General features: G+C 73.2%; 17 protein-coding genes. 7 read left to right on the top strand and 10 right to left on the bottom strand.

Going from position 1 to position 21088, the window contains the following annotated elements; translation table 11 throughout:
* Window positions 1-14: 14 nt before the first annotated feature.
* From ACH5AR_RS12050 to ACH5AR_RS12040, 3 genes are read right to left on the bottom strand one after another with little or no spacing between them, the layout of a single operon-like run.
* Window positions 15-848, bottom strand: coding sequence for an HAD family hydrolase (locus ACH5AR_RS12050; protein WP_396301249.1), 834 nt, complete (start codon window positions 846-848; stop codon window positions 15-17).
* Window positions 848-3352, bottom strand: a complete 2505-nt coding sequence (locus tag ACH5AR_RS12045) for a phosphoribosyltransferase (RefSeq protein WP_396301248.1) — start codon at window positions 3350-3352, stop codon at window positions 848-850. Before ACH5AR_RS12045 ends, ACH5AR_RS12050 begins: the two co-directional genes overlap by 1 nt.
* A gap of 50 nt (window positions 3353-3402) precedes the next feature.
* Window positions 3403-4611, bottom strand: coding sequence for an HpcH/HpaI aldolase/citrate lyase family protein (locus ACH5AR_RS12040; protein ID WP_396301247.1), 1209 nt, complete (start codon window positions 4609-4611; stop codon window positions 3403-3405).
* A 356-nt stretch (window positions 4612-4967) separates the two neighbouring features.
* Between ACH5AR_RS12040 and ACH5AR_RS12035 the strand changes: the two genes are divergently transcribed.
* Window positions 4968-6110, top strand: a complete 1143-nt coding sequence (locus tag ACH5AR_RS12035; protein WP_396301246.1) for a TerD family protein — start codon at window positions 4968-4970, stop codon at window positions 6108-6110.
* 51 nt (window positions 6111-6161) lie between these two features.
* On the opposite strand, the gene ACH5AR_RS12030 is transcribed toward ACH5AR_RS12035, so the two are convergent.
* Complete coding sequence (locus ACH5AR_RS12030; protein ID WP_396301245.1) at window positions 6162-6902, bottom strand: Tellurium resistance; 741 nt, start codon at window positions 6900-6902, stop codon at window positions 6162-6164.
* A 340-nt stretch (window positions 6903-7242) separates the two neighbouring features.
* Here ACH5AR_RS12030 and ACH5AR_RS12025 point away from each other — a divergent pair, with 340 nt between their 5' ends.
* Complete coding sequence (locus ACH5AR_RS12025) at window positions 7243-8370, top strand: DUF2637 domain-containing protein (protein ID WP_396301244.1); 1128 nt, start codon at window positions 7243-7245, stop codon at window positions 8368-8370.
* A gap of 88 nt (window positions 8371-8458) precedes the next feature.
* Here ACH5AR_RS12025 and ACH5AR_RS12020 read toward each other — a convergent pair whose 3' ends face one another.
* The 5 genes from ACH5AR_RS12020 to ACH5AR_RS12000 form a co-directional block, all read right to left on the bottom strand.
* Entirely contained in the window at window positions 8459-9559 is a 1101-nt protein-coding gene (locus ACH5AR_RS12020) for a DUF475 domain-containing protein (protein WP_396301243.1), read from the bottom strand.
* A gap of 147 nt (window positions 9560-9706) precedes the next feature.
* On the bottom strand, window positions 9707-10285 hold the full coding sequence (locus ACH5AR_RS12015; RefSeq protein ID WP_396301242.1) for a TerD family protein: 579 nt from the start codon (window positions 10283-10285) through the stop codon (window positions 9707-9709).
* A gap of 228 nt (window positions 10286-10513) precedes the next feature.
* Window positions 10514-11089, bottom strand: a complete 576-nt coding sequence (locus ACH5AR_RS12010) for a TerD family protein (RefSeq protein WP_396301241.1) — start codon at window positions 11087-11089, stop codon at window positions 10514-10516.
* 230 nt (window positions 11090-11319) lie between these two features.
* A complete protein-coding gene (locus ACH5AR_RS12005; RefSeq protein WP_396301240.1) occupies window positions 11320-11778 on the bottom strand; it encodes a peroxiredoxin in 459 nt (152 codons plus the stop codon).
* Between the two features lie 256 nt (window positions 11779-12034).
* A complete protein-coding gene (locus tag ACH5AR_RS12000; RefSeq protein ID WP_396301239.1) occupies window positions 12035-12475 on the bottom strand; it encodes a DUF3052 domain-containing protein in 441 nt (146 codons plus the stop codon).
* A gap of 518 nt (window positions 12476-12993) precedes the next feature.
* On the opposite strand from ACH5AR_RS12000, the gene aceE reads away from it, so the two are divergent.
* The gene (aceE, locus tag ACH5AR_RS11995; RefSeq protein WP_396301238.1) at window positions 12994-15744 is read left to right on the top strand and encodes a pyruvate dehydrogenase (acetyl-transferring), homodimeric type; all 2751 of its coding nucleotides are present in this window, start codon (window positions 12994-12996) and stop codon (window positions 15742-15744) included.
* Window positions 15745-16098: 354 nt separating this feature from the next.
* A complete protein-coding gene (locus ACH5AR_RS11990; protein ID WP_396301237.1) occupies window positions 16099-16335 on the top strand; it encodes a nitroreductase/quinone reductase family protein in 237 nt (78 codons plus the stop codon).
* Window positions 16336-16388: 53 nt separating this feature from the next.
* Here the strand turns inward: ACH5AR_RS11990 and ACH5AR_RS11985 are convergent, their stop codons facing one another.
* Window positions 16389-17990, bottom strand: a complete 1602-nt coding sequence (locus tag ACH5AR_RS11985) for an MFS transporter (protein ID WP_396301236.1) — start codon at window positions 17988-17990, stop codon at window positions 16389-16391.
* 216 nt (window positions 17991-18206) lie between these two features.
* On the opposite strand from ACH5AR_RS11985, the gene ACH5AR_RS11980 reads away from it, so the two are divergent.
* The 3 genes from ACH5AR_RS11980 (at window position 18207) to ACH5AR_RS11970 (ending at window position 20990) form a co-directional block, all read left to right on the top strand.
* Complete coding sequence (locus ACH5AR_RS11980) at window positions 18207-18893, top strand: TetR/AcrR family transcriptional regulator (RefSeq protein WP_396301235.1); 687 nt, start codon at window positions 18207-18209, stop codon at window positions 18891-18893.
* A 115-nt stretch (window positions 18894-19008) separates the two neighbouring features.
* Entirely contained in the window at window positions 19009-20319 is a 1311-nt protein-coding gene (locus ACH5AR_RS11975; RefSeq protein WP_396301234.1) for a sensor histidine kinase, read from the top strand.
* Window positions 20316-20990 carry a response regulator gene (locus tag ACH5AR_RS11970; protein WP_396301233.1) on the top strand — a complete coding sequence of 225 codons (675 nt, stop codon included), beginning with the start codon at window positions 20316-20318 and terminating at the stop codon, window positions 20988-20990. Before ACH5AR_RS11975 ends, ACH5AR_RS11970 begins: the two co-directional genes overlap by 4 nt.
* Window positions 20991-21088: the final 98 nt, after the last annotated feature.

The raw sequence follows: 21088 nt of genomic DNA, 5'->3' as shown, positions 1-21088 counted from the left end.
ACCGGCAGGCGGCGTCAGCCCCCGACCGGCAGCGCCGTGGCGCCCGCCAGGAACCGCCGGACGATCTCCTCCCCGGCCGCCACCCCCACCTCCGCCAGGGCGGTGACGCCGGGGGCCGTCCAGCCGCTGTCGGCGAGCTCGCCGTGCCCCGGGCGCCAGCCCGCGTCCGCCGCGAGCAGCAGGTCCGCGTCGAGCAGCGAGTCCCCGGCCGCCAGGACGGTGTGCGCGCCGCGGCGCCGGACGACCTCGGCGAGCGCGGCGCTCTTGGTGAGCGGCGCGGGCACCGCGTACACCTTGCGGCCCTGGAGGGAGACCGTCCAGCCGCGCTCGGCGCACCAGCCGGTCAGCTCCGCCAGCCAGCCCTCCGGCAGGGCCGCGCGCTCGACCACCAGGTAGGCGAACAGCTCGTCGGCGACCCGCCGCCGGTGCGTCCACTCCGGATCGGCGCACAGGGCGAGCCGCCGGACGACCTCCTCCAGCGGGGCCGAGCCGGCCGCTATCCGCCCGGTGATCTCGGCCCGCCAGTCGCCGTCCGGCACGCCGTCCACCAGCAGCTGCCCGCCGTTGGCGCAGATCGCGTACTCGGGGCCCCGGTCCGCGGCCGGGCCGGGCAGGTGGACCCGCCCGTACTGCTCCGGCGTGCGGGTGGTGGCCGGGACGAAGCAGGCCTGCCGGGCGAGCTCGGCGAGCAGCCCGGCGGCCCGTTCGGTCATGAAGGACAGCGGCCGCCCCTGGTACACCTCGACGCAGAGCAGCCTCGGCGCCGACCGGTCCGGCCCCTCCAGGGCCATCGACCGCTCGGAGTAGATCAGCGTCCGGTCGAGGTCGCTGGCCACCAGAACACCCATCAGGATTCCCTCCCCGTGCTACCGCTCCCGCCGTGCCCGCCGCCGACGGCCCGCCCGTCGCCCCCGGTCGCCCCACGGCTGTAGCGGGGGTGGATCAGGCCGACGCAGGTGTACGGCAGGCCGTCCACCTCCTCGACCGCGACGCCGCGCTGGGCGGCGAGCAGCCGGACGTGGTCGAGGTCCGCGCCGGCGCCGCGCCGGGCGAGGATCCGCCAGGGGACGCGGCGCAGCAGGACCCGGGTGGTCTCGCCGACCCCGGGCTTGACCAGGTTGACGTTGTCGATCCCGTACTCGGCGCTGATCCGCTCGACGGCGGCCCAGCCGGCCCAGTCGGGCGAGCGGTGCGGGTCGTCGGCGAGCCGCCCGGCGCCCTCGACCGCCGCGGCGCGGACCTCGGCGAAGCGGTCGGCCACCGCGTCCAGGAAGACCGCCGAGACGTCGCTCCCGGCCAGGGCGGCGTAGTGCTTGGCGCCGTGGAAGTCGTCCGGCCCGATCAGTCCGGGCCGCAGCACGGTGCGCGAGACCAGCCCGGAGACGGTGGAGTTGAGGCAGGCGGACGGGATCAGGAAGTCGTCCCGGGTGCCGTACGTGCGCACGCAGCGGCCCGGGTCGGCGAGCACCGCGAGGTCCGGGTCGAAGCCGGTGCCGGCCAGCGCGTCGGCCAGTTCGCGGGTGATCGCGCCCTTGCCGGTCCAGCCGTCCACGAACACCACGTCCCGCGCCGGGTGGTGAGCCGCCAGGTACCGCAGCGCGACGGGGTCGACGCCGCGGCCGCGCACGATCGAGACCGCGTAGTGCGGCACCGACAGGCCGTGCGCGAAGGCCAGCCAGCGGCGGACCAGGATGCCGACGGGCGTGCCGGCCCGGGCCAGCGAGGCGAGCACCAGCCCGGGGCCGCGCTCGCGCAGCAGCGTCTCCGCGACGGTGCCGACGGCGAGCGCGATCCGGCCGGCACTGTCGCGCAGCGCCCGGTGGAACAGGTCCTGGTACCCGGGGCCGGGCTGGTACTCGACCGGCAGCGACTCGGCGTAGTGGGCGCCGCCGTTCTGGACGGCCTCCTCGCGCTCCTCGGTGGGCGCTTCGAGCGCGACCCCGGAGAGGTCCTTGAGCAGCCAGGCCACCTCCTCCGCCGGGTACGAGGAGAACGCGGGCCCGTACAGCGGGGCGGGCAACACCGGCGACGGCGACGGCGGCACGCTCCGCGCGACGGGCGGCACGGGCACCGGCCGATGCGAGGGCACCACCGCGAGCACCACCCGGTCGGTGACCCGCCGCAGCTGGCCGAGCAGCGCGCGCTCCCCCTCGTGCAGCGCCGGGGTGTCGGCCACGTCGTCCACCACCAGCACCACGGCGTCGAACCGCCGCGCCGGGTCGCTGCCGGGGGCGACGTTGTACGCGTAGCGCTCGGCGGAGCCGCCGTCCCGCGGGTCGTCGTGGGCGGGGAAGGCCAGCCGGGTGCGGATGGCGTAGCCGGGGTCGTCGACCGCCAGGACGGGCGAGCGGGTGGTGGTGGAGAACCGGACGCGGTCGCCGCCGAGCCGCTCGGCGAGGGCGCCCGCCAGGCGCAGCGGCGTGTACATCAGCTCCTCGAAGCCGAGCACCAGCACCCGCCGTGCCTCGGCGGGCACGGCCGCGGCGAGCTGTCCGGCCAGCCGGGGCAGTGCGGCCTCCAGCCGGGCGCGATCGCGGGCGGTGAAGCCGTGCCGGCCGCCGTCCGGGAGCCCGGCGGGCCAGTCCAGTGCGACCCGGGCCAGCGGTGCGGCGGCGGCCGTCGGCGCCGGGCCGTCGCCCGGGGCGGCCCCGGCGATCAGCCGCTCGGCCCGTGCCACCACGTCCTCGGGGAGCTCGACGCCCCCGCTCGCGGCGGCCACCAGGTCCAGCCGGACGCCGAGTTCGGCGGCCGCCTCGTCGAGCCGCCGCCGGTCGGCCGGGGAGCGCAGGTCCACCAGGGCGACCACCACGTAGTGCTCGCGCGGGTGGCGGGCGTGCAGTTCGCGGATGGTGTTGAGCACCGTCGTGCCGGTGGAGAACTCGTCGTCCACCAGCACCAGCGGCCCGTCCCCGGCGAGCAGCGCGGGCTCCGCCGGGAGCAGCAGGTGCGAGGTGGCGTGCGAGTGCTCCTCCTCGAAGCCGCCGAACGGGGGTATCCCGGGCACCGGGCGGCGGGTGGAGTGCAGGTAGGGGGCGTCCAGGCCGTCGGCGACGCTGTGGCCGAGGCCGGTGGCGGTCTCCGCGTAGCCGAGCACGACGGCCCGCGCGGCCGCCGGCGCGCCGAGCAGTCCGCGGACCCGGCGGCCGAGGTCGAGCCCGGCGCCGTGGACCACCGAGGGCCGCTGCGGCACGTGCTTGCCGAGCACGGTGGAGACCAGCAGGTGGGCGCGCCGGGGGTTGCCCGAGCGCAGTGCCAGTCCGACGAGTTCGGGCAGCCGCGCGGAGCCGGTCAGGGCGATCCCGGCCCGGTCGGCGACCCAACGGCCGGTCCACGTCTGGGGTGTTGCTGTCACTGCTGGTCCTGCCTTCGGTGGTGCGGGGGTCGGTCGCTGGTCTCGGGCGGTCAGCCGCACAGGCAGGCCGACAGCAGTTCGGCGAAGCTCACGTCCTCCCGGGCGACGCCGAACACCTCCGCCCGCAGCAGCACCCGCTCCGCCCAGGCCCGGTGCGGCCGGGCCTCGTTCATCTTGTTGGTGTACGCCGAGCGCAGGACCCCGCCGCCGTCCTGCTCCTGCCGGAGGATGTCGCGGGCGTCGCAGTATTCCTCGTGCGTGACCACGGAGAGGGCGTGCACGGCCGGCACGTGGCTGGGGTGGATGCAGGTCTTGCCCAGCAGGCCGTTGGCCCGGTCGAGTTCGACCTCCCGGATCAGCCCGTCCAGGTCGTGCGCGATGATCCGCCGGCGGACCTCCTCGCCGGAGGCCCGCGGCACCCCCGCGGCGACCGGGAACGAGGCCCCGGCGAACGGGGTCCGGCGCAGCTGCGGCTTGAACATCCGCTCCTGGACCGGGAAGTACTCCCAGACCGGTCCGGTGACGGTGTACCCGGTGCCGTCCGCCCGGCCGAGCACGTTGACCACGTCCCCGATCACCGCCGCGACCAGTGCCACGTCGTACGCGGTGAGGTCGGGCGAGCGCCGCAGCCCGTACGCGGAGCACAGGTCGGTGACGCCGAGCCGGACGGCGAGCACCCGCTCGCGGTGCCCGGCGAGCAGCTCGGCGATGCCGAACAGCTGCTCCCGCCGGGTCTCCAGGTGGGCGAGTTCGGGCGACTCCAGGACGGGCATGGCGAACAGCCGCCGGCCGGTCGCGGCCTCGGCGGCGGCCAGCGCGGCCAGGTACCCGCCGCCGTTGCCGGGGGTGAACTTCGGCAGCACGAAGCCGCTGAGCAGTCCGACGGCCGGGCCGAGCCGCTCGGCCAGGTCGAGGATCTGGGCGGCGGCACGGACCCTGATGAAGAGCAGGGGGTGGCCCTGTGTGGAGTCGGTGAAATCCTTGACCAGGTCGTTCAGCTGCTCGACCAGGTTCCGCTCGCCCGCGTCCACCTCGTGGTCGGCGATCGCGTCCTCCAGGCAGAGCACCATCGACACCACGCCCCGACCAGCGAGTTTGCGGATGTCGGCGGCCAGGGAGGGCCTGGTGGCCGGGCTGTAGAGGGTGCCGCCGAGGGCGGTGGCCAGCAGCGCGGACCCGCTCTGCGCGCTGAACGCGCGCGGCTGCTCCAGGAAGAGCCGGTCGCGTACGTCCTCGGCGAGGTGGCCGAAATGCCGCAAGGTGCTCTCCTCCGGGAAGTGGACGGGCCGCCGCCCGTTGCCGCCGTCGCCCTGGTCAACCGGCCGACCGGGCGCCGTGGTTCCCGGGGCGCGCCTGCGCCGGACGCCCTTCCGTCCGGCTCCCGGGGACCTTTCGACCGCCCATCGTACGGACGGGATCCGGCCGCCCCCGGTTCCGCGGCACTGAACTCCCGGAACATCCCGGTCCACTTCGACGATCTTGGAGGACCGGTGGCCGATCCGGGAAACGACGGCGGCAAACCTCCGAAAGCGCAAGTCTTGGCAAAGTCCGACGCGGCACGGACCGGTCCGGTCACGTTGTCCGAAGGGGTGGCGAACAGGCAGGATGGTCGGCTATGACGCACGTGATGGCCAAGGGCGCCAACATCGCACTGCCGGCGGCGGCGGTCCGCGCCGTGCTGCGCTGGAGCGCCACGCCCGGTGCGCCGGACGTGGACGCGTCCGCGCTGCTGCTCGGCGCCTCCGGCAAGGTCCGCTCGGACGCCGACTTCGTCTTCTACAACCAGCCCCGCCACCCCTCCGGCCTGGTCCGCCACCTGCCCAAGCAGCAGACCGCCGGCGGCGCCGAGATCATCGACACGGTCGAGGTCGAGCTGGGCAAGCTGCCCGCCGAGGTGGACCGCGTGGTGCTGGCCGGCTCCTCCGAGGGCGGGTCGTTCCGCGCCGTCCCGGGGCTGCGCCTGGCGCTCTTCGACGCCGCGGCGGGCGAGGGCGCGCCCCCGCTGGCCGAGTTCGCGATCGACGACCCCGAGAACGTCACCGCCCTGGTCGCGGGCGAGCTGTACCGCCGCTCCGGGGCGTGGAAGTTCCGGGCGGTCGGCCAGGGCTACACCTCCGGACTGGTCGGCCTCGCCACCGACTTCGGCATCACCGTGGACGACGAGGCGGAGCCCGACCCGACGCCGCCCCCCGTGTCGGCGTCCGGCGCGTTCGACCCGCGCACCACCCCGCTGCCGGACCCGCGCTCCGCCGCCCCCGAGCCGGGCACCTTCACCCTGGCCCCGGCCGTCCCGCAGGCCCCGCCCGCCCAGGCCGCGGCGCCCGCAGCGGCCGCCGCGGCCGCCCCGACGGCCCCGCCCCCGCCCTCGGCCCCGCCGACCGTGCCCCCGCCGCCCGCCGCTCCCCCGGGCCACCAGAGCGGCACCGGCTACGGCTACCCCCAGCAGTCCGGCGCGGGGTACGGCGGGCCCGGGCAGCAGCCCGCCGGCGGCTACGGCTACCCGCAGCAGGGCGCCGGCCCGCAGCCCTACCAGCAGCCGGGCGGTTACGGCTACCCCCAGCCCAGCCACCCGGCCCCGAACCCCCCCGCCCCGAACCACCCCGCGCCCCCGCAGCAGCGCCCGGCCGGCTACGGCTACCCCCAGCAGGGCAGCGGCCAGCAGCCGCCCGTCCCGCCGCAGCCCCCGGCCGCCCAGCCGCCGGCCCCCGGCGAGGACTTCGCGCTGCCCCCGCAGGGCCCGCAGTTCCAGCCCCGCTGACGCCCCCGGCGGGGCTGCCCCGCCCCGCCGCCCCGGACGCCGCCGGCGCGGTCACTCGCCCTTGTACCCGCGCTGCCACTGCATCCCGAAGCCGTACAGCCGGTCGATGTCCGCCTGGAACCCGTTGACGTAGCGCACCTCGCGGCGCACCGTCAGCTGGTTGTCCCCCTCGTTCTCGATCAGCACCACCGCGCAGGAGCGCGCCGCCCGGGCCCGCTCCTCCAGCTTGATCTCGATCCGCGGCCCGGTCTGCGGGACGATGGTGACCACCGCGTGCGACTGCTCGAAGGCCGGCGTGCCGTCGTAGATGTAGACGAAGATCAGCAGCCGCTTGAACCTGTCCTTCTTCTCCAGGTTGACGTACATCGTCTCGCCGGACGGCGCCCCGTACTGGTCGTCGCCGCTGAGCTTGATGTACGGCGCGTTCTGGAGGTCGCCGAAGAGCCCGCCGAGCGGTTGCACCACCCCCGTCGTGCCGTCCGAGAGCTCGTACATGCAGGCGAGGTCGAGGTCGACGTTCGTCGGCCCGCTGAGCTGTGCCGCGTCCGGCTCCTGCGGGCGCAGGAACCGCGGGCTGAAGAACCGCCTGACGGACTCCAGCACGCCCGGCCGGGGGCCGCCGCCGGCACTCATCGTCCAGTGCAGGTTGACGTAGAGGTAGCCGGTGGTGGCGGCCGGCCCGGTGATGGCGTGCTGCGGGGCCGACTTGGTGAGTATGACCTTGTGCTGGCCGCCGGGGTTGTCGAAGGTGTAGCTCCTGTCCCCGCGCAGGTACTCCCAGATCGAGACCATGCCGTCCTCTCCCCCTGCTCCCGCCAGGCGTTCTGACGGTCCGCCGACCAATGATCGGGCATCGGCCCGGGCGTCCGATACCCCGTCCGGCGCCCGTGCTACCCATCCGGCCCCCACCGGCGGGTCGACTGGCTCCGGGAAGCCGCCCTCCCGTAACATGCCGCCCCCTCGGACGCGATATCGTCTAGCCGCACAGGCGTCCCGTCCGCCCCTGCGCGGATGCGGCGGGCATGCCGTGCGGCGACGAACGAACCGTCAGGCAGTGCCCGCCCGGCGGGCCCTGACCGCCTGTGTCGCGCTGTGAACCTGTCCCCTGCGGAAACCCGAGGCCCGACCCGCAATGAACCTGACCTCCATACAGCTGGTCTGGACCGTCGTCGGCGGCGCAGCCCTGCTGTTCGTCGCCCTCCTGATGGCGACGCTGCGATTCAAGAACTCGAAGAAGGACGAGTCCGGCGACTCCTGGGAGCGCAGCGAGGAGCGCCGCCGGCGCAAGGAGATGATCTACGGCATCTCCTCGTACACGCTGCTGTTCTGCTGCGCCGGTGTCGCCGCGGCGCTGTCCTTCCACGGCCTGGTCGGTTTCGGCAAGGAGAACCTGGGCCTGTCCGGCGGTTGGGAGTACCTCGTCCCGTTCGGCCTGGACGGCGCCGCGATGTTCTGCTCGGTGCTGGCCGTCCGCGAGGCCAGCCACGGCGACGCCGCGCTCGGCTCGCGCCTGCTGGTCTGGGTGTTCGCGATCGCCTCGGCCTGGTTCAACTGGGTGCACGCCCCGCGCGGCGTGTCGCACGACGGCGCCCCGCAGTTCTTCTCCGGCATGTCGATCTCGGCGGCGATCCTGTTCGACCGGGCGCTCAAGCAGACCCGCAAGGCCGCGCTGCGCGAGCAGGGCCTGGTGCCGCGCCCGCTGCCGCAGATCCGCATCGTCCGCTGGCTGCGCGCCCCGCGCGAGACCTACGCGGCGTGGTCGCTGATGCTGCTGGAGAACGTCCGCAGCCTGGACGAGGCGGTCGAGGAGGTGCGCGAGGAGCGCCAGGCGAAGCTGGACGCCAAGGCCCGCGCCCGGACCGCCGACCGCCGCGAGCGGGCCGAGCTGAAGGCCATCTCCCGCCAGGGCGGCATGCTCGCCCGGGCCCGCGGCGGCCGCCAGGTCCCCGCCCTCACGGCTGCCGGAGACGGCCCGAGCGCTACGGAGCCTGCCCTAGCCGCGGGATCCGACGCCACCACCCCGACCGCCTCCGCCGCCGACTCGCTGGAGCCGGCCGCCCTGGACGCCGCCCGCCGCCCGCGCGCCGCCGTCGGCTCCTCCTCGTACCCGTCCTCGTACTCGTCGTCCCCGGCGACCGGCACCGGGTCGTCCCGCAGCGGCTCGACCATCGACCTGACGGCCGACGACGACACCCTGTCGATGCCGAAGCTGGACTCGCTGGAGCGCAAGCTGCGCGCGATCGAGCAGCAGCTCGGCTGACCGGGCGCCCGTCAGGGACCAGGAACCACGCGAACGGCCGCCCCCGGAAGACCCCGGGGGCGGCCGTTCGCGTGTGCGGGCGGGAGCGCTACTTGCCGCTGCCGACCAGCTCCGGCTCCTCGCCCTCGTCCGCGCCCTCGCGCCGGTTGCGCAGGACGGACGAGCCGAGTGCCAGCCCGATGAAGGCGACGCCGATCAGGCCGGTGACGATCTCCGGGATGTGGTACTTGATGCCGACCAGCAGGATCGCCGCCAGCGCGCCGATCGCGTAGTGCGCGCCGTGCTCCAGGTAGACGTAGTCGTCCAGGGTGCCCTTGCGGACCAGGAAGACGGTCAGCGAGCGGATGTACATCGCGCCGATGCCGAGGCCCAGGGTGATCTGGAAGATGTCGCTGGAGATCGCGAACGCGCCGACCACGCCGTCGAAGGAGAACGAGGCGTCCAGGACCTCCAGGTAGAGGAAGAGGAAGAACGCCGCCTTGCCGCCGACCTGGACGATCGACTTGCCGGCCTTCTCCGCCTCCTCCTCGCGCTCCTCCTCGGCCTCCAGGCCCGATTCGAAGAACGAGGAGAGGCCGTTCACCGCGAGGTAGGTGACCAGGCCGAGGACCCCGGCGAGCAGCACCGTCTCGGCGTGCTCCCCGGCGAAGAAGTTGGAGGCCAGCAGCAGGGCGACCAGCGCGACGACGGAGGAGAAGGCCTCCAGCTTGCCGACCTTCTCCAGCGGGCGCTCGATCCAGGACAGCCAGTTGTGGTCCTTCTCCTCGAAGAGGAAGTCGAGGAAGATCATCAGCAGGAAGACGCCGCCGAAGGCCGCGATGGCCGGGTTGGCCGCCTCCAGGTACTGGCCGTAGGTGAGGCCGTCGTGGGTCTTGTCGGAGTGCAGCGCGAGGTCGATGACCGTCGCCGGGGCGAGCTTCGCGGTGAGGCCCACGACCAGCAGCGGGAAGACCAGGCGCATGCCGAAGACCGCGATGAGCACACCGACGGTCAGGAAGATCTTCTGCCAGTACGGGTTCATCCGCTTCAACACCGTGGCGTTGACCACCGCGTTGTCGAAGGACAGGGAGATCTCCAGGATGGAGAGGATCAGCACGATGCCGAAGCCTTGGGCTCCCCAGAGCAGTCCGGCCGCGACCAGGCCGATGGCGGTGATCGCGAACGACCAGCCGAATGTGCGGAGGAACACGGGAGTTGGGTACCTTTCGGGTTCTGGCCGTGCCGGGGATGCCTCGTCCCCGAGACGTCCCTGACCGGGCCGGGCCCGGTCAGGTCACCCCCGCACTGCCCTCTGTTCTCATGATCGGGTCGGGTGCGATAAGTCCGATTTCCGCCCTTACTGTACGTTCACACCGAAGTCGAGCGCGATGCCGCGCAGGCCGGAGGCGTACCCCTGGCCCACCGCGCGGAACTTCCACTCGCCCGCGTAGCGGTACAGCTCGCCGAAGATCATCGCGGTCTCGGCGGACGCGTCCTCGGACAGGTCGTAGCGGGCGATCTCCTGGCCGTCGAGCGAGTTGACGACCCGGATGTAGGCGTTGCGGACCTGTCCGAAGTTCTGGAGCCGCGCCTCGGCCTCGTAGATCGAGACCGCGAAGACCACCTTGTCGGCCTGGGCCGGGACGAGGTCCAGGTTGACCTGGACCACCTCGTCGTCACCCGTTTCGTCGCCGCCGGTGAGGTTGTCGCCCTGGTGCTCCACCGAGCCCTCGGGGCTCTTGAGGTTGTTGTAGAAGACGAAGTACTCGTCGCCGAGCACCCGCCCGCCACCACAGATCAGGGCGCTCGCGTCGAGGTCGAACGGGGCGCCCGTGGTCGAACGGGCGGACCAGCCGAGGCCGATCTGGACCTGCGTCAGGTTCGGCGCGGCCTTGGTGAGCGAGACGTTGCCGCCCTTGGCGAGCGTGACCACCATGTCGTTCTTCCTCCCTTGCTTCTCCCCGGGGCGCCATCCAGGTGTAGCCCCCCGAGGCCCCGGCCGACCGGCTCCGGTCGGCTGAACTTCCTGAACTCACATCCTCGCAGCGCCGCGGACCGGCGCGGCACCGGGGCGCACGGAACCGGGGCGGCCCCGGACCACGGAGGTCCGGGGCCGCCCCGGGTGCACGGCGCGCGGCCCGCGCCGCAGGGTGCCGGCGAGGGCTCAGACGTTGACGCCGAAGTCCTGCGCGATGCCCCGCAGGCCGGAGGCGTAGCCCTGGCCGATGGCGCGGAACTTCCACTCGGCGCCGTTGCGGTACAGCTCGCCGAAGACCATCGCGGTCTCGGTCGAGGCGTCCTCGGAGAGGTCGTAGCGGGCCAGCTCCGAGTTGTCCGCCTGGTTCACCACGCGGATGAACGCGTTGCGCACCTGGCCGAAGTTCTGGCTGCGGGTCTCCGCGTCGTAGATCGACACCGGGAAGACGATCTTCTCGACGTCCGCCGGGACGGCGGACAGGTTCACCTTGATCGACTCGTCGTCGCCCTCGCCCTCGCCGGTCAGGTTGTCACCGGTGTGCTCGACCGATCCGTCCGGGCTCTTCAGGTTGTTGAAGAACACGAAGTTGCCGTCCGAGGTGACCTTGCCCTGGGCGTTGCACAGCAGGGCGCTGGCGTCCAGGTCGAAGTCGGCGCCGGTGGTGGTCCGGACGTCCCAGCCCAGGCCGACGACCACGGCCGTCAGACCCGGCGCCTCCTTGGTGAGCGAGACGTTGCCGCCCTTGCTGAGGCTGACTCCCACGTGTCCTCCAAGAATCGGGAGGCACGTCCGTCGGTGCCCCCGGTGGTGCGGTCCGGGGCGGCGGGAGGCCGGTCGGCCCCCGCTTCCCACCCCGCCAACGGCCCGAGCGTAGTACGGGGTTCCCGTCCGCACCTCTGATCAGGCCGGACACGGCCCCACGGCACCCGGCCGGCGGTGCCCCGGGGGTGCCGGAGCGGCCCGGTGCGCCTGAGGAGCCCCGGGCCGGGGCCTCAGAGCGCCGCGAGCACCCGCAGGTACTCCTGCTCGTCCCGGGCGTCCGGGAGGCCGTTGACGACGCTCCAGCGCACCGTCCCGGAGGTGTCGACCACGAAGGACCCGCGCAGCGGGCAGCCCCGCTCCTCGTCGAGGACGCCGTACGCCCCGGTGACCTCGCCGTGCGGCCAGAAGTCGGCCAGCAGCGGGAACCCCAGGCCCTCGCGGTCGGCGAGGACCCGCTGGGAGAACTGCGAGTCGCAGGAGATGCCGAGCACCTGCACGGCGTCGTTCTGGAGGCCGGCCAGCTCCCGCTGGATCGCGCCCAGCTCGCCGGTGCAGACCCCGGTGAAGGCGAACGGGTAGAAGACCAGGAGGACGTTCTTCCGGCCGCGGAAGTCGGAGAGCCGGACGGCCTCGCCGTGCTGGTTGTTGAGCTCGAAGTCCGGAGCCTGGGTGCCGACCTCGATGGCCATGAACGGGACCTTTCTGACGCGACCGCGCCGCGCGGCGGGCGCGGCAGGCCACATCCTCGCATCCGCTTACGGCCGTTGCGCCGAACGGATGAGGCAGCGCGGCGGGGCCCGCCGCGTTCGCCGTCCGCGAACGGGCCGGCGGGCCGTCCGGGGGACGGGGCGCCGCGGCGCGGGGCGGCCGGACCGGCGGGGAATGCAGCGGGCCCCGCCGGAGGGGTTCCTCCGGCGGGGCCCGGTGCGGGGCCTCAGAACCCGCTCAGCGCTTGCCGCCCGGCTTCGCCGTGGACTTGGTCGTGAGCCGGGTGGCCGCCCAGTCCTTGACGATGTTGATCGAGCTGGTCTGGGACAGACCCGCGGTCTTGGCAGCGTCGCTGATGTCGGACGCCTCGATGTGGCCGTCCCGCCCGGTCTTGGGCGTCATCAGCCAGATCAGGCCGCCCTCCGCGAGGTACTCCAGCGCGTCGACGAGGGCGTCGGTGAGGTCCCCGTCGTCGTCGCGGTGCCACAGCAGGACGGCGTCGGCGACGTCGTCGTAGTCCTCGTCGACGAGATCCGTCCCGGTGATCTCCTCGATGCCCTCGCGGAGATCCTGGTCAGTGTCGTCGTCGTACCCCAGCTCCTGAACGATCTGGCCCTCTTCGAAGCCGAGACGGGTCGCCGGGTTGGACTTGTCCGCGGGGTCCGCGGTCGCGCTCACGGGAATAACCTCCAGTATTCGGCTCGGCATCCATGCCGAGGCTGTGGCCGTAGTCCACACGGGCGCGGCGGTTCGCGCAAGTACCCGACCTCCGATCCCCTCCAAAGGTTGACGTGTCGCAGCGGGACACGCCGCGGGAGGTGGCGGGAATCACACCGATTTGCCCTTTTCTGCATGTGCCGAGGATGCTTCGGGTGGTCCCGGTCCACAGGCCGTACACGTGCCCGAGATGCGAACGGCATTCGGGGTCCGCGCGTGCGCGGGCGTAGAGTCTCCTGTTGGCCCTCACCCCGGCCGCCCGCCATCGGGCGGACGGGACACCAGGTCGGACCACCTCTTTTCGTAACACCCGGGGGTGTACGGAGCGGACGGCAGACGCCCGCACCGCGCACCGCCAGACCGGCCCGCCCACCAGGCGGAACGGTTACCGATCGGTAGAGATGACGGATCTCCGAGCGCGGTAGCACGATGGAGGCGGCGCGACACACCTCAGTTTCGACCGACAGTGAAGGAACAGCGTGGCTTCCGGATCCGATCGCAACCCGATCATCATTGGCGGCCTTCCGAGTCAGGTCCCGGACTTCGATCCCGAGGAGACCGCGGAATGGCTGGAGTCGCTCGATGCGGCCATCGACGAGCGGGGGCGCGAGCGTGCCCGCTACCTGATGCTGCGGCTGATCGAGCGCGCCCGCGAGAAGCGTGTCGCCGTGCCCGAGATGCGCAGCACGGACTACGTCAACACCATCGCGACCAAGGACGAACCGTTCTTCCCCGGCAACGAGGAGATCGAGCGGAAGATCCTCAACGCGACCCGGTGGAACGCGGCCGTCATGGTCTCCCGGGCGCAGCGCCCGGGCATCGGCGTCGGTGGCCACATCGCCACCTTCGCCTCCTCCGCGTCGCTGTACGACGTCGGCTTCAACTACTTCTTCCGCGGCAAGGACGCCGAGGGCGAGTCGGGCGACCAGGTCTTCTTCCAGGGCCACGCCTCCCCCGGCATCTACGCCCGCGCCTTCCTGCTGGACCGGCTCACCGAGCAGCAGCTCGACGCGTTCCGCCAGGAGAAGTCGAAGGCCCCGTACGGCCTCTCCAGCTACCCGCACCCGCGGCTGATGCCGGACTTCTGGGAGTTCCCGACCGTCTCGATGGGCCTCGGCCCGCTCGGCGCGATCTACCAGGCCCGGATGAACCGGTACCTGGAGCACCGCGGCATCAAGGACACCTCCGACTCGCACGTCTACGCCTTCCTGGGCGACGGCGAGATGGACGAGCCCGAGTCGCTCGGCCAGCTGTCCCTGGCCGCCCGTGAGGGCCTGGACAACCTGACCTTCGTGGTCAACTGCAACCTCCAGCGCCTGGACGGCCCGGTCCGCGGCAACGGCAAGATCATCCAGGAGCTGGAGTCCCAGTTCCGGGGCGCCGGCTGGAACGTGATCAAGCTGGTCTGGGACCGCAGCTGGGACCCGCTGCTCGCGCAGGACCGCGACGGCATCCTGGTGAACAAGCTGAACACCACCGTGGACGGCCAGTTCCAGACCTACGCCACCGAGACCGGTGCGTACATCCGCGAGCACTTCTTCGGCGGCGACCTGCGCCTGCGCGCCATGGTCGAGAACATGACCGACCAGCAGATCCAGCACCTGGGTCGCGGCGGCCACGACCACAAGAAGATCTACGCGGCGTTCAAGGCGGCCCGCGAGCACAAGGGCCAGCCGACGGTCATCCTCGCCCAGACGGTCAAGGGCTGGACGCTGGGCCCCAACTTCGAGGGCCGCAACGCCACCCACCAGATGAAGAAGCTGACGGTCGAGGACCTGAAGCGCTTCCGCGACCGGCTGCACCTGCCGATCACCGACAAGCAGCTCGAGGACGGCCTGCCGCCGTACTACCACCCGGGCCGCGACTCGGAGGAGATCCAGTACATGCACGACCGCCGGCAGGAGCTCGGCGGCTACGTGCCGACCCGCAAGGTCCGCCCGCGGAAGCTGGAGCTGCCCGGCGACGACGCGTACAAGGCGGTCAAGAAGGGCTCCGGCAACCAGACCATCGCCACCACCATGGCGTTCGTCCGGCTGCTCAAGGACCTCATGCGGGACAAGGGCATCGGCAACCGCTTCGTGCCGATCGCGCCGGACGAGTACCGCACCTTCGGCATGGACTCGCTGTTCCCGTCGGCGAAGATCTACAACCCGCTCGGCCAGACCTACGAGTCGGTCGACCGGGACCTGCTCCTCGCCTACAAGGAGTCGCCGAAGGGCCAGATGCTGCACGACGGCATCTCCGAGGCGGGCTGCACCGCCTCGCTGATCGCCGCCGGCTCGTCCTACGCCACCCACGGCGAGCCGCTGATCCCGGTGTACGTCTTCTACTCGATGTTCGGGTTCCAGCGCACCGGCGACCAGTTCTGGCAGATGGCCGACCAGCTGGCCCGCGGCTTCGTGCTGGGCGCCACCGCCGGCCGCACCACGCTGACCGGTGAGGGCCTCCAGCACGCGGACGGCCACTCGCACCTGCTGGCCTCGACCAACCCCGGCGTGGTGGCCTACGACCCGGCGTACGGCTTCGAGATCGCGCACATCGTCCAGGACGGTCTGCGGCGGATGTACGGCTCCAGCGCCGAGCACCCGCACGGCGAGGACGTGTTCTACTACCTCACCGTCTACAACGAGCCGATCAGGATGCCGGCCGAGCCCGAGAACGTGGACGTCGAGGGCATCCTCAAGGGTCTGCACAAGTACGCGCCGGGCACCGCCGGCCAGATCCCGGCCCAGATCCTCGCCTCCGGCGTGGCCGTGCCGTGGGCCCTGGAGGCCCAGCGCATCCTGGCCGAGGAGTGGAACGTCAAGGCCGACGTCTGGTCCGCGACCTCCTGGAACGAGCTGCGCCGCGACGCGGTGGAGGCCGAGGAGTTCAACCTGCTGCACCCCGAGGAGCAGCAGCGCGTGCCGTACGTCACCCGGAAGCTCCAGGGCTCCGAGGGCCCGGTCGTCGCGGTGTCCGACTGGATGCGCGCGGTGCCGGACCAGATCGCCCGCTGGGTGCCGGGCCAGTACCAGTCGCTGGGCGCCGACGGCTTCGGCTTCGCCGACACCCGTGGCGCGGCCCGTCGCTTCTTCCACATCGACGCGCAGTCGGTCGTCCTGGCGGTGCTCACCGAGCTCGCCAAGCAGGGCAGGATCGACCGCTCGGCGCTGAAGGACGCGATCGACCGCTACCAGCTGCTGGACGTGGCCGCGGCCGACCCGGGCGCCGCCGGCGGCGACGCCTGACCGGCCCGTAGCAGGCCCTGAGGGGCCGGACCTCCGCACGGAGGTCCGGCCCTTCGGCGTTCCCCGGCCGGTGTCCGGCGTCCGGCGCGATCCGGCTCCGGTTCGCCCTTCACACCGGTGTGAGGCCCTGCGCTCGGCGGCATGACGAACGGACGAGGCCCGGCGCCCGCGGACCGCACCCCGAACCCGGCGACGGCTTCAACCGGAACGTCATCGCGGAGTTCCGCGCCCGGCAGGGGGTGGTCGGCGGGGCGCTCGCCGACGCTCCGGTCCTGCTGCTCACCGTGGTGGGCGCCCGCAGCGGCGAGCCTCCGCACCACCCCCCTGGTCCACCTGGCGGACGGCGGGCGGCTGGTGGTCTTCGCCTCCAACGGCGGCAGCCCCACCGATCCGCTCTGGTACCGCGACCTGCCGGCCCGCCCCGAGGTGACGCTCGAGGTCGGCGCCGAGCGCTACCCGGCGCTGGCGGCCCCCGTCGACCCGGCCGAGCACGACGCGCTCCGGGAGCGCCGGATCGCGGCCCAGCCCCGGTTCGAGGGCTTCCGGGCCGCTCCCCGGACCATCCCGCTGGTGGCGCTCGCCCGGGCCTGAGCGACGCGAGGGCCCCGGCCCCCACGCGGGGTCCGGGGCCCTCGGCCCGCCGGTCAGATGTGCACGGCCGGGCCGGCGTCGGTGCTGCCGCGGCGGGTGAGCAGGCCGAGCACGGCGGCGGCGAAGGCCACCACGGCGGCCACCGCGAAGGCCAGCGACATCCCGCTCACGAAGGACTCGTGGACGGCGCCGGCCATCGCGTCCACCGCCTGCTGGGGGGTGCCGGCCGGGGCCGGCGGGGCGATGCCGAGCTGGGCGGCCTGCCTGAGGCCCTCGCCGGCCGCGCCCTCGACCGGCGGCAGGCCGGCCCTGGCCCAGTTGCCCGGCAGCACGTCGCCGACCTTCGCGGCCATCAGCGCGCCCAGCACCGCGGTGCCCAGGCTGCCGCCGACCTGCATCGCGGCCTGCTGGAGGCCGCCGGCCACGCCGGAGAGCTCCAGCGGGGCGTTGCCGACGATCACCTCGGTGGCGCCGACCATGACCGGGCTGATGCCGAGGCCCATCAGGACGAACCAGAGCGACATCACGCCGTTGCCGGAGCCGGTGTCCAGGGTGGACATGCCGTACATCGCGAGGGTGGTGACCAGCATGCCGGCCACGATCGGGACGCGCGGGCCCAGCCTGCCGATCGCGATGCCCGCCAGCGGGGAGCCGATGATCATCATGCCGGTCATCGGCAGCAGGTGGACGCCGGCCTCGACCGGCTTCATCCCGTGCACGTTCTGGAGGTAGAAGGTCACGAAGAAGATCGCGCCGAAGAACGCGAAGGCCATCAGCACCATCAGCAGCACGCCCGCCGACAGCGGCACCGAGCGGAACAGCCCGAGCGGGACGAGCGGCTCGCGGGCCCGGCCCTGCCAGAGCGCGAACAGCACCATCAGGAGCACCGCCCCGCCCAGGAACAGCAGCGTCCGCCCGTCGCCCCAGCCCCACTCGGGCGCCTTGATGATGCCGAAGACCAGCGCGAACATCCCCACCGAGAGCAGCGCGATGCCGGGCAGGTCGAAGGACCTGGCGGCCTTCTCGGCCCGGACGTCCCTGAGGATCCACAGGCCCAGCGCCAGTGCGACCAGGCCGACCGGGACGTTGATGAAGAACACCGACTCCCAGTTGACGTGCTCGACCAGGAGTCCGCCGACGATCGGGCCGGCCGCGGTGGAGGCGCCGATCACCCCGCCCCAGATGCCGATCGCCATGTTGAGCCGCTCGGCCGGGAAGGCGCCGCGCAGCAGGCCGAGCGCGGCCGGCTGGAGCAGCGCGCCGAACAGGCCCTGGAGCACCCGGAAGGCGATCACGGTCCGGATGTCGCCGGCGAAGCCGATCGCGGCCGAGGTGGCGGCGAAGCCGACCGCGCCGACCAGGAAGGTGGTCCTGTGGCCGAAGCGGTCGCCGATCTTGCCGGCGGTGACCAGGAAGACGGCCAGGGCCAGCAGGTAGCCGCTGGTGACCCACTGGATCTCGGAGGGCGCCGCGTGCAGCTTCTCCTGGATCACCGGGTTGGCGATGGCGACGATCGTGCCGTCGAGCGCGACCATCATCACGCCGACCGCGACGGTCAGCAGGGTCAGCCAGGGGTGCCCCCGCAGGCCGCTGCCCGACGGCGGGTTCGGCGGCGGCGCCTTTGCCTCGGAGTTCTCGACGACGGACTGGCTCATCTGTGGCCCTCCGGGGAGGTGGCTGGTGCGGGACGTGGTCGTGGCGCCCCGGCCCACCCGTCCCCACAGGTGCCCCGGCCCGACGGGCGCCACCCCGGCAGATTATGTCAGTGTCTGACATTCGGCAAACAGTGACTTCTGGCCATTACTGCCATTTGTCAGAACGCTAGAGTTGTGCTTCCCACGTCCGCCCAGCGCTCCGGAAGGCCCCAGCTCATGGCCGCTCACACCGCCCGCACCACCGACGCCCCGGAGCGCCCCGGGCGCACCCCCGGACTGCGCGAGCGCAAGAAGCAGCAGACCCGGTACGCCCTGATCCAGGCCGCCCACGTGCTCTTCCTGCGGCAGGGCTTCGCCCGCACCACCGTCGACGAGATCGCCTCCGCCGTCGACGTCTCCCAGCGCACCTTCTTCCGCTACTTCGCCAACAAGGACGAGGTCGCCCTGGCCGTGATGGCCGTGGCCGAGGACTACTTCATGGAGTGCCTGCGCAACCGCCCCGCCGAGGAGACCCCGCTCCAGGCCCTGCGCGCCGCGATCGTCAAGGCCTGGCGCGACCTCGGCAGCGAGGAGGCCTCCGGCCCCGGCTCGATCCACAGCGCCCTCGAACTCATGCGGGTGATCGAGGAGACGCCCCCGCTGCTCGCCGCCCACCTGCGGCGGGTCACCGAGCAGGAGCGGCTGGTCGTCCGGGTGCTCGCCGAACGCGAGGGCCTGGACCCGGCCGAGGACCTGCGCCCGGCGGTGCTCGCCGCCGTCTTCGGCAGCCTGCTGCGCGCGGCCCACCTGTCCTGGAGCGCGGAGCGCGAGCCGGCCGGCCCCGAGGGGATGGTCGCGGTGATCGAGCGCTACTTCGACCAACTGGGCCCGGCCCTGGCCGGCCACTGGCACGGCCGCGGGTAGCCCCGCACGCCCCCGGGGTCATACCGGGGTATCACCCCGGTACCCCGGTAGCCCCCCGGAAGTTCGCGCTCCAGTGCGACGACGGCGCGGTGCGGCGCTCCTAGGCTGGCCCGCGATGAAGACTCCCACCACCGCCGACGCCCGCGGCTACGCACTGCGCCGACTGCGCGTCCTGCGCCACCACCTGACCACCCCGAGCGAGGACGAGACCCCGCTGCTGGCCACCGCCCGCCGGCCCTGGGTGCGCCGACTGCCGTACGTCGTCGCGCTCGTCCTCCAGGCCTCGCTGATCCCCACCGGCATCGCCAACCTCGTCGGCTTCTACGACGTGGTGCTGCCGGTGGCCGGCGCACTGACCGTCGCCCAGACCGCGCCGCTGCTGCTCGCCGTCACCCGGCCGCTGGCCGCCTGGTGGATCAGCGCCGCCGCCCTGGTCACCACCGCCGCCGTCACCGCCCGCCACGACCAGCTGGCGGGCAGCTGGCCGTGGACGGCGCCGATGATCATCGCCTACTGCTTCCTGATGGTCGCCCTGGCGCTGCGGGAGAGCCGGGCCACCCTGGTCTCGGTCTGGCTGGCCACCGTCGCGCTCACCGTGCTCACCACCACGCTCGGCCTGCCCCGCTCCGGCGACGGCACCACCATGCTGCTGATCGCGCTCAGCGGCGCCGCGCTGCTGCTCGGCTGGGCCGTCCGGGACCGTGCCGAGGCGCGCCGGCTGCTCTCCGAGCAGGAGCACATCAGCGAGGTCGAGCGCGAACGCCGCACCCTCCTGGAGGAACGCGCCCGGATCGCACGGGAGTTGCACGACGTGGTGGCGCACCACATGTCCGTCATAGCGGTGCAGGCGGCGAGCGCGCCGTACCGGATCACCGGGGTGCCGGACGAGGCCGCCGAGGAGTTCACCGCGATCGCCGGCACCGCCCGCGAGTCGCTGGCCGAGATGCGCCGGCTGCTCGGCGTGCTGCGCAGCGAGGAGTCCGGCGGGGAGAGGGCCCCGCAGCCCGGCGTCGGCCAACTCGCCCAGCTGGTCGAGACGGTGGGCCGGGCCGGGGTGCCGGCCGAGCTGAGGGTGGAGCCCGGCCTGGCGGACCGGGTGCCGCAGGCCCTGGGCCTGTCCGCGTACCGGATCGTGCAGGAGGCGCTGGCCAACGTGGTGCGGCACGCCCCCGGCGCCCGGACGTGGGTCTCGCTCACGGCGGACGGCCCGGCGCTGCTGGTGACGGTGGTCAACGCGCCCCCGCCGGAGCGCACCGAGTCGCTGGAGGCCTCCGTCGAGGGCACCGGGCAGGGGTTGGTCGGAATGCGCGAACGCGTCCGGCTGGTCGATGGCAGGCTGGACACCGGCCCGCTGCCGGACGGCGGCTTCAAGGTGGCCGCCGTCCTGCCCCTCGACCGCCCCAACCCCCGGGAGACCACCGCATGACCATCCGCGTGATCATCGTCGACGACCAGGCCATGGTGCGCGCGGGCTTCGCGGCCCTGCTCAACGCCCAGAGCGACATCGACGTGGTGGGGGACGCGGCGGACGGCGCCCAGGCCCTGGAGGTCAACGGCCGCACCCACCCCGACCTGGTGCTGATGGACGTCCGGATGCCCGTCATGGACGGCCTGGAGGCGGCCCGGCGGCTGCTCGACCCGTCCGTGCCCGGCGCCCACCGGCCCAAGGTCCTGATGCTGACCACCTTCGACGTGGACGACTACGTGTACGAGGCGCTGCGCGCCGGGGCCAGCGGCTTCCTGCTCAAGGACGCCCCGCCGGCCGACCTGATCGCCGCGGTCCGGGTGGTCGCGGCGGGCGAGGCGCTGCTCGCCCCCTCGGTGACCCGCCGGCTGATCGAGGACTTCGCCCGCACCCGGCCCGCCCGGCGCCACGACCCCAGGGTGCGGCTCAACGGCCTGACGCCGCGTGAGACCGAGGTGCTGGAGCTGATCGCCCGCGGCCTGTCCAACCAGGAGATAGCCGCCGCGCTGGTGCTCGCCGAACAGACCGTCAAGACGCACATCGGGCGGATCCTCGGCAAGCTCAGCCTGCGCGACCGCGCCCAGGCCGTGGTGCTGGCCTACGAGTCCGGCCTGGTGGCACCCGGCCAGTAGCCCCGACCCGCCTGATACCCGGGTAGCACCCGGGAGTTGGCCCCGCGGTGTGACGTCCGCGGGGCCGCCGCATTCCTACCTTCCTCCACGTCGGAAGC

Origin of the sequence: Kitasatospora sp. NPDC018619 (assembly GCF_044391605.1) — a bacterium.
Lineage (GTDB): Bacteria > Actinomycetota > Actinomycetes > Streptomycetales > Streptomycetaceae > Kitasatospora.
The sequence above is the reverse complement of the archived record's forward strand: the minus strand, read 5'-3'. Positions and strand labels throughout refer to the sequence as shown.

Coding starts and splice junctions, on each gene's coding strand:
- ACH5AR_RS12050 (WP_396301249.1), bottom strand. CDS start 848: ATGGGTGTTCTGGTGGCCAGCGACCTCGACCGGACGCTGATCTACTCC.
- ACH5AR_RS12035 (WP_396301246.1), top strand. CDS start 4,968: ATGACGCACGTGATGGCCAAGGGCGCCAACATCGCACTGCCGGCGGCG.
- ACH5AR_RS12030 (WP_396301245.1), bottom strand. CDS start 6,902: ATGGTCTCGATCTGGGAGTACCTGCGCGGGGACAGGAGCTACACCTTC.
- ACH5AR_RS12025 (WP_396301244.1), top strand. CDS start 7,243: ATGAACCTGACCTCCATACAGCTGGTCTGGACCGTCGTCGGCGGCGCA.
- ACH5AR_RS12015 (WP_396301242.1), bottom strand. CDS start 10,285: ATGGTGGTCACGCTCGCCAAGGGCGGCAACGTCTCGCTCACCAAGGCC.
- ACH5AR_RS12005 (WP_396301240.1), bottom strand. CDS start 11,778: ATGGCCATCGAGGTCGGCACCCAGGCTCCGGACTTCGAGCTCAACAAC.
- ACH5AR_RS11985 (WP_396301236.1), bottom strand. CDS start 17,990: ATGAGCCAGTCCGTCGTCGAGAACTCCGAGGCAAAGGCGCCGCCGCCG.
- ACH5AR_RS11980 (WP_396301235.1), top strand. CDS start 18,207: ATGGCCGCTCACACCGCCCGCACCACCGACGCCCCGGAGCGCCCCGGG.
- ACH5AR_RS11975 (WP_396301234.1), top strand. CDS start 19,009: ATGAAGACTCCCACCACCGCCGACGCCCGCGGCTACGCACTGCGCCGA.
- ACH5AR_RS11970 (WP_396301233.1), top strand. CDS start 20,316: ATGACCATCCGCGTGATCATCGTCGACGACCAGGCCATGGTGCGCGCG.